General features: G+C 69.6%; 12 protein-coding genes. 7 read left to right on the top strand and 5 right to left on the bottom strand.

All coding sequences use genetic code 11. The features are described 5' to 3' along the window. The first annotated feature begins 97 nt into the window (after positions 1–97). On the top strand, positions 98–2,473 hold the full coding sequence (locus tag MMG85_RS14115) for a TonB-dependent receptor (RefSeq protein WP_241046601.1): 2,376 nt from the start codon (positions 98–100) through the stop codon (positions 2,471–2,473). A 75-nt stretch (positions 2,474–2,548) separates the two neighbouring features. Here MMG85_RS14115 and MMG85_RS14110 read toward each other — a convergent pair whose 3' ends face one another. Further along, on the bottom strand, positions 2,549–3,937 hold the full coding sequence (locus MMG85_RS14110; protein ID WP_241046600.1) for an NAD(P)(+) transhydrogenase (Re/Si-specific) subunit beta: 1,389 nt from the start codon (positions 3,935–3,937) through the stop codon (positions 2,549–2,551). After that, positions 3,934–4,233, bottom strand: a complete 300-nt coding sequence (locus MMG85_RS14105; RefSeq protein ID WP_055940657.1) for an NAD(P) transhydrogenase subunit alpha — start codon at positions 4,231–4,233, stop codon at positions 3,934–3,936. Before MMG85_RS14105 ends, MMG85_RS14110 begins: the two co-directional genes overlap by 4 nt. A gap of 163 nt (positions 4,234–4,396) precedes the next feature. Here MMG85_RS14105 and MMG85_RS14100 point away from each other — a divergent pair, with 163 nt between their 5' ends. Genes MMG85_RS14100 through MMG85_RS14085 form a run of 4 tightly spaced genes read left to right on the top strand, consistent with a single transcriptional unit; the run spans position 4,397 to position 6,154 of the window. Then, a complete protein-coding gene (locus MMG85_RS14100) occupies positions 4,397–4,732 on the top strand; it encodes a hypothetical protein (protein ID WP_241046599.1) in 336 nt (111 codons plus the stop codon). A gap of 23 nt (positions 4,733–4,755) precedes the next feature. After that, positions 4,756–5,325 carry an RNA polymerase sigma factor gene (locus MMG85_RS14095; protein WP_241046598.1) on the top strand — a complete coding sequence of 190 codons (570 nt, stop codon included), beginning with the start codon at positions 4,756–4,758 and terminating at the stop codon, positions 5,323–5,325. After that, positions 5,322–5,714 (top strand): hypothetical protein, encoded by a 393-nt coding sequence (locus MMG85_RS14090; RefSeq protein ID WP_241046597.1) that lies wholly within the window; start codon positions 5,322–5,324, stop codon positions 5,712–5,714. The genes MMG85_RS14095 and MMG85_RS14090 overlap by 4 nt, the downstream gene beginning before the upstream one ends. Then, positions 5,711–6,154: a DUF3106 domain-containing protein gene (locus tag MMG85_RS14085; protein ID WP_241046596.1), complete on the top strand. Its 444-nt coding sequence runs from the start codon at positions 5,711–5,713 to the stop codon at positions 6,152–6,154. Before MMG85_RS14090 ends, MMG85_RS14085 begins: the two co-directional genes overlap by 4 nt. Before the next feature lie 9 nt (positions 6,155–6,163). Here MMG85_RS14085 and MMG85_RS14080 read toward each other — a convergent pair whose 3' ends face one another. The 3 genes from MMG85_RS14080 to MMG85_RS14070 form a co-directional block, all read right to left on the bottom strand. Continuing rightward, positions 6,164–7,270 carry an NAD(P) transhydrogenase subunit alpha gene (locus tag MMG85_RS14080; protein WP_241046595.1) on the bottom strand — a complete coding sequence of 369 codons (1,107 nt, stop codon included), beginning with the start codon at positions 7,268–7,270 and terminating at the stop codon, positions 6,164–6,166. A 74-nt stretch (positions 7,271–7,344) separates the two neighbouring features. Then, complete coding sequence (locus MMG85_RS14075; RefSeq protein WP_241046594.1) at positions 7,345–9,657, bottom strand: DUF1631 domain-containing protein; 2,313 nt, start codon at positions 9,655–9,657, stop codon at positions 7,345–7,347. 187 nt (positions 9,658–9,844) lie between these two features. After that, a complete protein-coding gene (locus MMG85_RS14070; protein WP_241046593.1) occupies positions 9,845–12,022 on the bottom strand; it encodes a DUF1631 family protein in 2,178 nt (725 codons plus the stop codon). A 140-nt stretch (positions 12,023–12,162) separates the two neighbouring features. Between MMG85_RS14070 and MMG85_RS14065 the strand changes: the two genes are divergently transcribed. Further along, positions 12,163–12,744 carry a nitroreductase gene (locus MMG85_RS14065; RefSeq protein WP_241046592.1) on the top strand — a complete coding sequence of 194 codons (582 nt, stop codon included), beginning with the start codon at positions 12,163–12,165 and terminating at the stop codon, positions 12,742–12,744. Continuing rightward, positions 12,737–13,657 (top strand): 5'-3' exonuclease H3TH domain-containing protein, encoded by a 921-nt coding sequence (locus MMG85_RS14060; protein WP_241046591.1) that lies wholly within the window; start codon positions 12,737–12,739, stop codon positions 13,655–13,657. The genes MMG85_RS14065 and MMG85_RS14060 overlap by 8 nt, the downstream gene beginning before the upstream one ends. Positions 13,658–13,693: the final 36 nt, after the last annotated feature.

Raw genomic sequence — 13,693 nt, 5'->3', positions numbered from 1 at the left:
GTCATGGCGCGGCAACATGGAGCGGTCAGCCTGTGCCGTCGTCTCGTCGCGCCTTGCGTGCGATGCATCGCCTTCCCTCCCTTCTCCACGGCCCGCCATGACTCCCAGCACCCGCACCGCGCGTCACCCTGCCCGCCGCTCCCTCACCGTCGCGCTCTGCGTGGCGCTGGCCTGTCCTGCCGCCGTGCTGGCGCAGCAGGCCGACGCGCCGGATGCCGGCAGCGCCACGCAGCTGGACACCATCGTGGTGACCGCGCAGAAGCGCGAGCAGCAGGTGTCGGAAGTGCCGATCGCGATCACCGCCTACTCCGGCGACTTCCTCGACCGCCAGGGCATGACCACGCTGGGCGATCTGGCCGGTTTCGTGCCCGGCCTGCAGGTGCAGGAACAGAGCCCCAACAATCCCGGCTACGTGATCCGCGGCATCACCTCCGACAGCGGCGAAGCCAATGTGCAGCCGCGCATCTCGGTGTTCCAGGACGGCGTGTCGATCAGCCGCTCGCGCGGCGCCTCGGCGGCCCTGTTCGACATGGAGCGCGTGGAAGTGCTGCGTGGTCCGCAGGGCACGCTGTTCGGCCGCGCCGCCCAGGTCGGCGCCGTGCACTACATCCAGAACAAGGCCAAGGACGCCACCAGTGGCGCCTTCGAAGTCGGCACCGGCAGCGACAGCCAGCGGCTGGCCAGCGGCTACTTCAACGCGCAGATCGCACCGGAAGCGCTGGCCGCGCGCGTGGCGGTGTTCCATGAGGAGCGCGACGGCAGCATCGACAACGCCGCCGGCGGCACGCTCAACGGCAAGGACACCACGGCGGTGCGCGCCAGCCTGGGCGCGCTGATCGGCGAGGCCAGCCGGATCGACCTGATCGCCAACTACCAGAAGGACACGCCGCCCGGCACCGCCTTCATCAGCGGCACGATCCCCAACCGCCAGGGCAACACCACGCCGTACGCGGACGCCGAGCTCAACCGCGGCGAAGAACTCGGGCTGGACCGCACCGTGCGCAGCCTGACCGCGCTGGGCTCGTTCGCGCTGGGCGAGAACTGGACGCTGGACACCATCGGCGGCTGGCGCAGCTTCGATTCGCACGAGGAATTCGACGCCGACGGCTCACGCCTGAAGGCGATGGAGTTCGCCGAGATCGCCGAAGGCGACCAGTGGAGCCAGGAGGTCCGCTTCAACTTCGACAACGGCGATACCTTCGCCGGCTTCTTCGGCGCCAGCTACTTCGTCGAGGACGGCTCGCAGTACGTGCCGTTCGCCACCGACGAGCGCAGCCTGTTGGCGTTGCTCTCGCAGAACGCGGCCTTCCGCCAGCAGATCGGCGCGCTGCTCGGCGGCATTCCGTTCCCGGCGATCCCGCTGTTCGGCGCGGACGGCGATCCCTTCGTGTCGTATACGCTGCCGGGCGGCCTGCACGCGCTGCTCAATCCGGACCACCGCGAAGCCTTCGCCAACTACGGCACGACGGAAGCGTGGGACGTGTTCCTGGACGGTACGTGGCGCGCGACGCCATCGCTGGAATTGAGCGCCGGCCTGCGCGCGACATGGGAAACGCAGACCGCGGGCTACCAGGGCTTCGCCGGCAACGCGCCGACGCTGTTCAACGGCCTGGGCGCCGGTGCGCCCGCGCCGCTGGCCGGCAACAACATCCTCAACAGCGCCACCGCCGGCAAGCTGGAGCGCAGCGAGGACTTCGATTCGGTGGTCGGCCGCGTGGCCGCGCGCTATACGTTCTCGCCGACGCTGAGCGCCTTCGCCACCGTCTCGCGCGGCCGCCGTCCGAACGTCATCGACATCACGCCGCAGCGCAGCCAGGTGCTGCCGGCGGAGATCGTCAACAGCTACGAGGTGGGCATCAAGGGCGGCACCGCCGGCGGGCGCCTGGCCTATGACGTGTCCGCCTACTGGTACGACTACAGCGACTTCCAGACGCAGATCCCCAATCCCAGCGGCGGCGCGCCGTTCCTGATCCCGACCAATGGCGGCAATGCCACCGCCAAGGGCGTGGAAGCCTCGATCACCGGCGAGCTGGCGACGGGCCTGGTGCTGTTCGCCAACTACGCCTGGACCCACGCGCGCTTCGATGACCGTGACGACGACGGCAATCCGCAGCTCTATGCCGGCCACCGTTTCCGCCTGACCCCGGACCACGCCGCCGCGATCGGCATGGACTGGCGCATGCCGATGGGCGCCGCCAGCTTCTACCTGCGCCCGTCCTACAGCTGGAAGTCGAAGGTGTTCTTCGAAGACGAGAACACCCCGGGCCTGGAACAGGACGCGTACGGCCTGTTCAACCTGCGCATGGGCGTGACGCTCGCCGACGGCCGCTGGGACATCGGTGTGTGGGGCAGCAACCTGACCGGCGAGGACTACCTGATCGATGCCGGCAACACCGGCCGCCAGTTCGGCACGCCGACCTTCGTCGCCGGCCAACCGCGCGCGTACGGCATCACCGCCAAGGTCAGGTTCTGATGCGGCGTGCCGCACGCCATGAAAAAGCCGGGCGATGCCCGGCTTTTTCTTTGCCGCTGGTGCAGGTGCGTGCGTTCAGTGCCCGCCGTCCAGCGCCTTCAGTTCGCTGACCAGCGCATTGGCCATCTCGGACCCATCGCCGTACAGCATGCGGGTGTTGTCGGCGTAGAACAGCGCGTTCTCGATGCCGGCGAAACCGGTACCCTTGCCACGCTTGATGACGATGGTGTTCTTGGAGTTGACCACGTCGAGGATCGGCATGCCGTAGATCGGCGAGGCCGGATCGGTCTTGGCCACCGGGTTCACCACGTCGTTGGCACCGATCACCAGCGACACGTCGGTGTTGGCGAACTCGGGATTGATGTCGTCCATGTCGGCGATCAGGTCGTACGGCACCCCGGCTTCGGCCAGCAGCACGTTCATGTGGCCCGGCATGCGGCCGGCGACCGGATGGATGGCGAACTTCACCTTGACCCCGCGATCCATCAGCTTCTGGCTGAGTTCCCAGATCTTGTGCTGCGCCTGCGCCACCGCCAGGCCGTAGCCGGGCACGATCACCACGCGCTCGGCATAGGCCATCATCGCGGCCACGTCGGCGGCCTCGATCGGCTTCATCGAACCGCCGATCTCCTGCATGGCCGCACTGCTGCCGCCGAAGTTGGAGAACAGCACGTTGCTGATCTTGCGGTTCATCGCCTTGGCCATCAGTCGCGTCAGCAGCATGCCGGCCGCGCCGACCATGGTGCCGGCGATGATCAGCGCCTCGTTGCCCAGCACGTAGCCCTCGAACGCCACCGCCAGGCCGGTGAAGGCGTTGTACAGCGAGATCACCACCGGCATGTCGGCACCGCCGATGGGCAGCGTCATCAACACGCCCAGCGCCAGCGACAGCACGAAGAAGGCAATGATCCACGGCATCGCCAGCGTGGTCAGCGCCATCGCGCCGCAGGCCACGGCGGCAAGGGCGACCAGCGCGTTGAACCACTGCTGGCCGGGGAACGTGTAGCGCTTGTCCATGCGCCCGTCGAGCTTGGCCCAGGCGATCACCGACCCGGTCAGCGACACCGCACCGATCAGCGCGCCGATGACGGCGAGCGACAGCGTGAACGTGGACGGTGCCGGTTCGCCTGACGAATAGCGCACCAGTTCCACCGCACCGATGGCCGCCGCCGAACCGCCCCCCATGCCGTTGAACAGCGCCACCATCTGCGGCATGTCGGTGATGGCGACCTTCTTGCCCCACACCCAGTTCAGGCCCACGCCGATCACGATGGCCGCAACCATCAGGCCGATGTTGTGCAGGCCGGGCAGGAAGAACGTGGCGACGGTGGCGATCAGCATGCCCATGCCGGCCCACTGGATGCCGCTGCGCGCGGTCTTCGGGCTGGCCATGCGCTGCAGGCCCAGCAGGAACAGCGTGGCCGCGACGAAGTAGCTCAGCTTCACCAGGGTGAGCGCGCTCATTTGGCGTCTCCCGGCTTCTTGCTGCTCTTGAACATGTCGAGCATCCGCTCGGTGACCACGTAGCCGCCGGCCGCGTTGCCGGCGCCCAGCAGCACCGCGACGAAGCCGATGGCCTTCTCCAGTGTCGTGTCGGCATGACCCAGCACCACCATCGCGCCGATCAGCACGATGCCGTGGATGAAGTTGGAACCCGACATCAGCGGCGTGTGCAGGATCACCGGCACGCGGGAAATGATCACGTGCCCGGCGATGGCCGCCAGCATGAAGATGTACAGCGCCACGAACCCGTCGCTCATCCGCTCCCCCATCCTGTCCACGTTGTCGATGCACGGGCCGTGGCCGGTGCTTCCGCATCATAACCGCACCTGAACCCGCCGGTGGGGCGCGCACCGGCGTCAACCAACCGCCATCCCGGGCGTTTCCCTGCTTGCACCATCCACCCCACGAGAGGAGCCGATCATGAAGCGCATGTCATTGCTGGGCCTGACCGTACTGCTGCTGGCTGCCACCGGCACGGCCGCCGCCGGCGACCGTGGCGATCGCATCGACCAGCGCCTGGACCGCAAGGGCGACCGCATCGAGCATCGCCTGGACCTGCGCGGCGACCGCATCGAGCGCCGCTTCGACCGCAGCGCCCGGTGGGCCGACCAGCATGGCCGTCCACATGCCGCCAACCGGCTGGAACGTCGTGGCGACCGCATCGACGCACGCCTGGACCACCGGGGCGAACGCGCCGAAGCCCACTGGGACCGTCGCGGCGATCGCATCGATCGACGCCTCGACCGTCGCGGCTGATTCACGGCAGCGGCCGCTACTCTATGTTGGTGAGCACCTCTCCCAGTCCGTTGCCGGAAACGTCGTCGCCCGCCCCGCTGGCGGCGACCATCGAGCTGTTCCTGGCGGACATCGGACCGCGTGCGTTCCGCTTCGCCGAAGCCGGCCTGCGCCATCGCGAGGACGCGCTGGATGCGGTGCAGGACGCGATGATGAAGATGCTGGCCTATCGCGAGCGGCCGGCCGGTGAATGGTCGCCGCTGTTCTGGAGCATCCTGCGCCGGCGCATCGTCGACCTGCAGCGCCGCGCCGGCTTCCGGCTGCGCTGGCTGCTGCCGACCGGCGACCGCGGCGACGAGGGTCCGGTGGACTGGGCACCCGACCAGGGCGCCGGTCCGGCACAGGCCCATGACCAGCGCGAGGCCTATACGCGTCTGGTGCAGGCGCTGCGCGGCTTGCCTGCGCGCCAGCGCGAGGCGTTCACCCTGCGCGTACTGGAAGAACTGGATGTGGCCGACACCGCGCGCGCGATGGGCTGCTCGGAGGGATCGGTGAAGACCCATCTGTCCCGCGCGCGCGACGCCCTGCAAAAGCAACTGGAGGAATTCCGATGAACCCCGCCCACGATGACGGCACTGGCTTGGACCAGCAGGCCCGGCGCCTGCACCAGGCCGCCCTGGCGCAGGTCTCGCCGCAGACGCTGATGCGCCTGCGTGCCGCCCGCCACGATGCCGGACAACAGGCTCCGGCCGCCGGCCGCGCCCGCACGTGGCGCTGGTTGACCGCCACGGCGTTCTCCGCGGTGCTGGCCGTGGGCGTGGGTGTGCAATGGCTGCCCCGCACGCCGCAGGCCACGACGCCTGCGGTGACGACCGCGGTCGCGCAGGCGGACAGCCTGGCCGACGAACTCGCCGTGCCCAGCGCCCTGGATGAAGATCCCGATCTGTATCTCTGGCTGGCATCCGCCGACGCCCAGCCCCTCGCCATGGAGTCGAACCGATGAAGGCCCCCGCTCTTCGCATCCTTGCCCTGGGCCTGGCGCTCGCCAGTGGCCAGGCGCTGGCCCAGTCCTCGCCCGCGTCGCTGCCCGACTGGGACAAGCTGACGCCGCAGCAGCGCGAGGCCTTGATCGCGCCGGTGCGCGACCGCTGGAACCGCGAACCCGACGAGCGCGCGCGCATGCTGGAACGTGCGCAGCGCTGGCAGGCGCTCACGCCGGAACAGCGCGCGCAGGCGCGCCACGGCATGAAACGCTTCGAGAACATGAATCCCGAACAGCGCCGCCAGGCGCGCGCGCTCTACGGCCACATGAAGACCCTCACGCCGGAACAGCGCGATGCGTTGCGCGAGCAGTGGAAGAAGATGACGCCGGAACAGCGCGAGGCCTGGATCCGCGACAATGCGCCGCCGCGACGCGATCGCGACCGGCGGCCCGAACGCTGAGCCCGACGGTCAGGCGGCGGCGTTCGTCGCCGCGGGCCGGTCAGGCCACACGGTTTTCACCAACAACTCGTCGTTCCAGTCGAACTGCAGCGCGCCGTCCCTGACGAACAGCGCGACGAAATTCAGCACGTTGCGCGCATACATCTCGCTGGCGTGCACGGCCCCCAGACTGGCGAGATTCAGCGGTCCGGCAATCGTCACGCCGTTGTGCGGATAGGTGTCGCCCGGCCGCGTCAGTTCGCAGTTGCCGCCGGTTTCCGCCGCGAGATCGACGATGACGCTGCCCGGCTTCATGCCCTCGACCATGGCCGTGGAGATGATCTTCGGTGCCCGCCGGCCCGGCACGGCGGCCGTGCAGACCACCACGTCGATACCCTTGAGATGGTCGGCCAGGCGCTGCTGCTGCAGCGCGCGCTCCTCTTCGGTCAGCTGGCGCGCGTAGCCGCCTTCGCCGGCCGCACTGACGCCGAGGTCGAGGAACTTGCCGCCCAGCGATTCGATCTGCTCGCGCGTTTCCGGACGCACATCGAAGCCTTCCACCTGCGCACCCAGGCGCTTGGCCGTCGCCACGCCCTGCAGCCCTGCGACACCGGCGCCGACGATCAGCACCTTCGACGGGCGGATCGTGCCGGCGGCGGTGGTCAGCATGGGAAAGAAGCGCGGTGCGAGCTGCGCGGCGATCAGCACCGCCTTGTAGCCGGCCATGCCGGCCTGCGAGCTCAGCACGTCCATCGCCTGCGCGCGCGTCGTGCGCGGCAAGCGCTCGAGCGGGAACGCCTGGATGCCGTTCGCCTGCAGCGCGGCGGCGCGGGCGGGATCGGCCGCGGGCTGCAGCATCCCCACCAAGGTAGCGCCGGACTTGAAGCCGGCGATGGCATCGGGCGACGGCGGCTGCACGCACAGCACCAGGTCGGCGCTGGCGCGGCCCTGGCCATCGACGGTGTCGGCGCCGGCATCGGCGTAGGCGCTGTCGAGGAAGCCCGCGCCCTCGCCGGCGCCCTGCTCCACGCTCACCCGCGCACCGGCGGCGATGAGTTTCCGGACGGTTTCCGGCGTCGCAGCCACGCGGCGCTCGCCTGCGGCGGTTTCCTTCAGTACCCGAACTTCGACCGCCATTGCGCCCCTCGTCGTTAGGTCATCCGTGCCGCGATGCTAACAGAGCGCGGCAGGGCCGCGCGGAGGCGATCGGCTCAGGCGGGCGTGGTCGCCGAGGGGGCCGGTTCCAGGCGCTCGATCACGCCCTGCATGGCGCTGTCGAAGGCGTCTTCGCTCTGGTGCGTGCGCAGGCGGCCGAGCCGCACCATCGCCGCCAGTTCCTCGGGCGAGGCCACGCAGAAGCGCACGCCGCGACGGTTGACGAACAGCAGGCGCGAGGAGATCGGGCTGACCCACGACAGCTTGCCCGCCTGCACCTTGTTGTCCTTGTCGATGAAGTCCAGCCAGGTACCGATCGGCAGGCCGCGGAAGTGGTCGGCGTCGCTGTGGTCGAAGTCGAGCGTATCGGCCCCGCCCACCAGTTGGATCGGCGTGGTGTCGTCGTCGACGACGGGCTTGGGCAGCACCACCTGCGGCAGTTCCGGCAGCGCCTTTTCCAGATCCGGACGCGCGGCCGCGACGGCCTGCAGGGTGTCGTGCAGCGCGTCGACGGCGCCTGCCGCGGCGTCCTGGTTCATGCCGACGCTGGCGAACACCTTCAGCATGTCCGTGCGCCACGCCTGCAGCCACGGCTTGCCGACCACATGGCGCTGGGCTTCGGTCAGTTCCTCGAGAATGCCATCGGCGAGCGCGAGCGATTCGCGCAGTCCGGTGCCGTCGTCGCCTTCGCGCAGCACGGTCATGGTGACGTGGTGCGCCCACGGCTGGCGCAGGAAATCCTCGATGGCCTGCGGCACGCGGCGGCCACTCAGGCGTTCGTCCAGTTCGGAGGTCATGCGCGCGCGCGCGGCTTCCAGCCGCTCCTGCCCGCGCTGGATCTCGGCGGCGCGGCGCTCGGCGATCTCGATGCGACGGCGGTGCTGCTCAAGGAAGGCGCGGAACTCTTCTTCCAGGGTCAGGAAGATGGCCAGGTTCTCGTTGAACTCGGCGACCAGGCGGTCGACCACTTCCTCGACCTTGGTCAGCAGGGTGCGCTCGGCGGCGCTCTCGCCGTTGTTGCCCTCGCAGGCCTCGGCCAGCACGTTGAGCAGGCGGCGCGCCGGATGGGTCTTCTGCACGAACATGCGGCGGTCCAGCAGCGCCACCTTCACGAACGGCACCACCAGCCGGCCGATCAGCTCGCGCGGACGGCCTTCCAGATCGCGCTCGTCGAGCATCACGTCGAACAGCATGCCGACCAGGTCGATGGCGTCCTCGTCGACCGGCGCCAACCGCGCCTGCGACGGATCCACGCCCAACTGGGTGGCGCTGCTGAGCACTTCATTCTTCAGCCGCTGCGACAGGGACTCGCCGGTATCGCCGATGGCGGCACGCAAGGTGGCGCTGGGCGAGGCCTGCAGCAGCGACAGGACCGACAGCATCTCGCGCTGCGAGAGGTCGCGCTGGCGCGGATCGACCGCACGCGCTTCCGTTGCGTCGCCGGCGTCGCGGCCGCGGCGCGATTCCTGCAGCAGGTGGTGCAGCGCCTCCAGCAGCACGCCCTGCGCGCCCGGGCCGGACGCGTAACCGGGCGGCACGTCGCCGAATCCGCTCGGGGCCGGGGCCGGCTGGCTGGCCTGCAGCCCGCGACTAACGCCGGCCATGCGATTGAGGAAACGCGCCGCCCACGCGGGGGCACCGGGCTCCTCACCGTCGCCGCTGACGTCCAGTTCCTCGGCGGCTGCCGCGGCGGCGGGGGTCGGTGCGCGGCGCGCCGGCAGCTCCGGCATCACGCCGACCTGCATCAGGCGCTGGTCGAGCGAGGCGTAGATACGCGCGATGGCGGGCACGAAGTCGCGCTCGCACAGTTTGATCACCACCAGCCGCACGTCGGGCGCCAGATCGCAGCCGGCGAAACCCTGGTGCACGGCCACGCCGATGTGCTCGGGGCCGATCGGGTTGAGGTCGGCATCCAGCGTGATGTCGCCGGCGATCCAGCCCAGGCGGCGGTCCAGCCGCGCCAGCACCGGCTTGCACTCGCGCTGGATGACGTTGGCGAAGTTGCGCACGGCCAGGCGCGATTCCAGCTCCTGCTCGGACACCAGGCTGAGGGTGTCCTCGGCGGATTCCAGGAAGACCCGTTCGATCGACAGCGGCTGGCCGGCTTCCAGCGCCTTCCACGAGCGCTGCAACTGGCCGCGGAACCGCCCGATGATGTCATCGCGGCGGCGGCGAAGTTCGCGCATCGCATCGAGGAAAGCCATCTGGGACGGACCGGCGCGCTCGGCGCGGTCGAACAGCGCATCGTCGAAACGTCCCAGCGCCACCGCGAAGGCATCGACCAGCGGCGGGATCGCGGCGTCGCGCGCCTGCTCCAGCAGACGCGTGTCGCGCCCGGGGCGGTCGGCGATGTTGAGGACGTTCGACATGCGCAGGGGTCCCCGCCCTGACGGGCGAAAGGAAGGTGGGGGATACGGACGGGGATCCGCGATGACATCGTAGGAAATCCGACCGACGGGCAACCGTGATGGCCTCGGCAGTTTGATGCCACGCAACACGTTACCGCACAGAAAACCCCCGCGGCACGCGGCTTGCATGTGCTCGCCCGCGCCCGGCTCAGCCCGCCGCGGGCGTCACCAGCCGGTCCACCACGCCCTGCATGGCGCTGTAGAACGCGTCTTCGTCGCGGTGCATGCGCACGCGCCCGAGCTGCGCCATCACCACCAGCTCCTGCACCGACGCCACGCAGATGCGCGCGCCCGCGCGGCTGACGAACATCATGCGGCGCGAGAACGGACTGACCCAGCTCAGGCGGCCGGCCTGCACACGGTTGTCCTTGTCGACGAAGTCCAGCCAGCTGCCCTCGCGCAGATCCTGGAAGTAGGCGGTCATCACCGGATCGAGATGCTCCATGCCCTGCACCCACTCGTGCGCCTCCAGCAGGCCCGGCAGCACCGGCGGCGGCTCCACCGGCGGTTCCTGCGGGGTCGCCGGCGTTTCCTCCGGCGTCGCCTGCGGTTGCACCAGCGCCGAGAACAGCTGCTCGCGCAACGCGGCGATGGCGGTGCGCGACTGGCCCGAGGCCATCCACATGGGCTGCAGCCAGTCCATCGCGGCATGCCAGGCGCGTACATCGCTGCGCACGTGGGCGTCGGATACGGCCTGCAGCAGGCCCTCCAGCATCATCGGTGCGGCCTGTGGCTTGTTCAGCGCCTGCATGCGCGCGGCGTACGCCGGCCAGGAGTCCACCAGCACACGCCTTATCGCCAGCGGCGGGTCCTGGGCCTGCAGGCGCGCGTCGAGCTGGGTGGCGAACTGCGACACCGCTTCGGCTTCGGCGTCCTTCGCCTGCTGCTCGGCGGCCAGCGCCTGCTCGACCTTCACCGCCTCGCCGCGGTAGCGCGCGTAGAAATCGTTGAAATCGGCGCGCGCGGCGCGGAACACCGACTGGCTCTCGTCGAAATCCGTCACCACGCGCTGCACGGTGTCCTTGACCTTCTCCAGCAGCAGGCGCTGGGCCTCGGTCTCGCCGGGGTTGCCGTCGCAGGCCTCGACCAGCACGTTCAACAGGCGACGCGCGGGATGGGTGGATTGCAGGAACAGCTTGCGGTCCTGCAGCGCGACCTTGGTCATCGGCGCCATCAGGCGGCCGAGCACCTGCACCTGCTCCGGCGTCAGATGGCTCTCGCGGAAGATCACCTCGAACAGCATGCCGACCAGGTCGACCACGTTCTCGTCGATGTCCGTGATCGCCGCGGCTTCCGGCGCCACGCCCAGCTGCGCGGCGTGACGGAAGATCTGCTGCTTGAACGCGGCCTGCAACCGGTCCGGCGTGGACAGGATGGTGGCGTGCACCTCGGGCACGCCGATCTGCAACAGCGTCAGCGCCACCACCAGTTCGCGCTGCGACAGCGAGGTCGGCGTCACGTGGCTGCGCACGGCACCCTGGCTACGCGCACGCTGCTGCCGGGATTCCTCCAGCAGGTTGTGCAGCGCCGGCGGCAGGCTGGGGGCGGATTCCGCGTGGGCGATTGCGGCGTCGGCATCGCCTTCGTCCCACGACACGAAGAAACGCGTCATCCAGTCGGGCTCGTTGGGAGCTTCGTCGCCGGTGCTGGGAATCGCCTGCGCCCGACGCGTGCGTCCCGTCGTGCTGTCCTGGGCACCGAGCCTGCGCACCAGCTGCGCGTGCATGGATTCGTAGATCGGCCCAAGCAGCTCGACCAGTTCCCGTCCGCAGCACTGCACCGCCAGTGCGCGCACGTTGCCCGGCAACGACGCGACCGCAAAGCCCCGATACACCGCCATCGCCACGCGCGCCGGCGAATACGGCGCGCTGTCCGGTTGCAGGCGCACGCCCATGTCCAGCCAGGTCAGGTAGCCATTGAGGCGCAGCAGTTCGGACTGCCATTCGCGTGAGATGAGGTCGGCCAGCTGCTCCGTCGCCAGGCGCACATCCAGCTCGTCCTCTTCGACCAGGCCGAGGTCCGAACCGGCCTGCTCCTGGCCGAAGCGCGCCACCGGGGCTTCGCCGGCGGCGGCGGTCCGCCATGCCGCCGCCATGTCCTCGCGGAATCCACGCAGAATCAGTTCCCGCCGGTCCTTCAACGCCAGCAGCCCTTCCAGATAGGGCGCGCGATCCAGTTCCATGCGCTCCAGCCGGTCCAGCATGGGCTGGCGCAGGCCGTCCACGACGTCGGCAAATGCGGCTTCCAGCGGCGCCTGCATCGCTTCCTGCAACAGTTCGACGAGCTGGTTGCCGGAGGTGGGAAGGGGCGGCGGGGTGGCGGGCATTGCGTCGTCGGGTCGGCCAGGTTGTCCGCTACGACCCGTCCTGCTGTGCGGATCCGTGCGTGGCGCGGACGGTGATGCGTCCGCTGCGATTAAACTCATGCACCGATACCGTGCACTGCATCCCACTATAAGGCGACTCGATGCCCACCGAAAGTCTGTTGCAGGCGCTGGACGCGCGCCGCTCCGTTCCCTCGAAGCAATTGGCCGAGCCCGGCCCGGACCCGGCGACGCTGCGGCGCATGCTGGCATCGGCCGTGCGCGTGCCCGACCACGGCAAGCTGGTGCCGTTCCGCTTCATCCATCTGCATGGCGACGCGCGGCATGCGCTGGGCGACCGATTGGCGGAACGCACCCGCGCGCTCGACCCCGACGCCCCCGATGCCGCCGTGGAAAAGGATCGCGGCCGTTTTTCCAGCGCACCGGACATCATCACCGTGGTCGCACGGCTGACCGCCGGCCACAAGGTGCCCGAGCAGGAGCAGCTGCTCACCGCCGGCAGCGTCTGCTTCGCCCTGTTGCAGGCGGCGCAGGCGTACGGATTCGGTGCGCAGTGGCTGACCGGATGGATGGCCTACGACACCCACGTGTCACAGTTGCTCGGCCTCGCACCGAACGAGAAGATCGTCGGCTTCATCCACATCGGCACACCGCGCCTGCAGGCGCCCGAACGGGAACGCCCCGATCCGGCCGCGCTGCTGACCGAGTGGACCCCCGATGCCTGAGCCGCTGCACCCGCGCCCGCTCCATCTGGTCGATGCCAGCCTGTACGTGTTCCGCGCCTGGCATTCGATGCCGGACGAGTTCCAGGACGCCGACGGCTGGCCGACCAATGCGGTGCATGGCTTCGCGCGCTTCCTGCTCGAACTGCTGGAGAAGGAACGCCCCGCGCATATCGCCATCGCCTTCGACGAGGCGTTGGACAGCTGTTTCCGCAATCGCCTCTACCCGGCCTACAAGGCCAACCGCGAACCGGCGCCGGAAGAACTCCGCCGCCAGTTCACGCATTGCAAGGCGTTGTGCGCCGCGCTCGGCCTGAGCGTGCTGGCCCATGCCGAATACGAGGCCGACGACCTGATCGGCAGCGCGCTGCACGAAGCGCGTCCACGCGGCTTCCGCGGCATCATCGTGTCCGCCGACAAGGACCTGTCGCAGCTGTTGGCGGAACATGACGAGCAGTGGGACTTCGCGCGCGGCCAGCGCTGGGGCATGGCCGGGGTGAAGGCCCGTCACGGGGTGGAGGCGCGACAGATCGCCGATTACCTGGCCTTGACCGGCGATGCGGTGGACAACATCCCGGGCGTGTCCGGCATCGGCGCGAAATCGGCAGCGGTGCTGCTGGCGCACTTCGGCGACCTGGACACCCTGCTCGCCCGCATGGACGAAGTCGCCTTCCTGCGCCTGCGCGGCGCCGCCACGATGGCCGTCCGCCTGCGTGAACAACGCGAGCACGCGCTGCTGTGGCGCCAGCTCACCACCATCGCACTGGACGCGCCGCTGGGCGATATCGCCTCCGGCCATGCGCGCGGCCAGGCCGACGGCGACATGCTGGCCGGCCTGTCCGATGCCCTGCGTTTCGGCCCGATGACGCGGCGGCGGCTGCGGGTGGCGGCGGGGTTGGAGCCGCCCGGCTACTGAGCCGCTGTCAAACGTCATCCGCACCCGATAGCATCG

Origin of the sequence: Pseudoxanthomonas sp. LH2527, from assembly GCF_022539275.1 — a bacterium.
GTDB lineage: Bacteria > Pseudomonadota > Gammaproteobacteria > Xanthomonadales > Xanthomonadaceae > Pseudoxanthomonas_A.
Note: the sequence above shows the minus strand (reverse complement) of the source record. Positions and strands in the feature narration are given on the sequence as shown.

What these genes read in the sequence shown, in the direction of transcription:
- MMG85_RS14115 (WP_241046601.1), top strand. Translation starts at nt 98, where the DNA reads ATGACTCCCAGCACCCGCACCGCGCGTCACCCTGCCCGCCGCTCCCTC.
- MMG85_RS14060 (WP_241046591.1), top strand. Translation starts at nt 12,737, where the DNA reads ATGCCTGAGCCGCTGCACCCGCGCCCGCTCCATCTGGTCGATGCCAGC.
- MMG85_RS14070 (WP_241046593.1), bottom strand. Translation starts at nt 12,022, where the DNA reads ATGCCCGCCACCCCGCCGCCCCTTCCCACCTCCGGCAACCAGCTCGTC.
- MMG85_RS14100 (WP_241046599.1), top strand. Translation starts at nt 4,397, where the DNA reads ATGAAGCGCATGTCATTGCTGGGCCTGACCGTACTGCTGCTGGCTGCC.
- MMG85_RS14110 (WP_241046600.1), bottom strand. Translation starts at nt 3,937, where the DNA reads ATGAGCGCGCTCACCCTGGTGAAGCTGAGCTACTTCGTCGCGGCCACG.
- MMG85_RS14075 (WP_241046594.1), bottom strand. Translation starts at nt 9,657, where the DNA reads ATGTCGAACGTCCTCAACATCGCCGACCGCCCCGGGCGCGACACGCGT.
- MMG85_RS14080 (WP_241046595.1), bottom strand. Translation starts at nt 7,270, where the DNA reads ATGGCGGTCGAAGTTCGGGTACTGAAGGAAACCGCCGCAGGCGAGCGC.
- MMG85_RS14095 (WP_241046598.1), top strand. Translation starts at nt 4,756, where the DNA reads ATGTTGGTGAGCACCTCTCCCAGTCCGTTGCCGGAAACGTCGTCGCCC.
- MMG85_RS14065 (WP_241046592.1), top strand. Translation starts at nt 12,163, where the DNA reads ATGCCCACCGAAAGTCTGTTGCAGGCGCTGGACGCGCGCCGCTCCGTT.
- MMG85_RS14090 (WP_241046597.1), top strand. Translation starts at nt 5,322, where the DNA reads ATGAACCCCGCCCACGATGACGGCACTGGCTTGGACCAGCAGGCCCGG.
- MMG85_RS14085 (WP_241046596.1), top strand. Translation starts at nt 5,711, where the DNA reads ATGAAGGCCCCCGCTCTTCGCATCCTTGCCCTGGGCCTGGCGCTCGCC.
- MMG85_RS14105 (WP_055940657.1), bottom strand. Translation starts at nt 4,233, where the DNA reads ATGAGCGACGGGTTCGTGGCGCTGTACATCTTCATGCTGGCGGCCATC.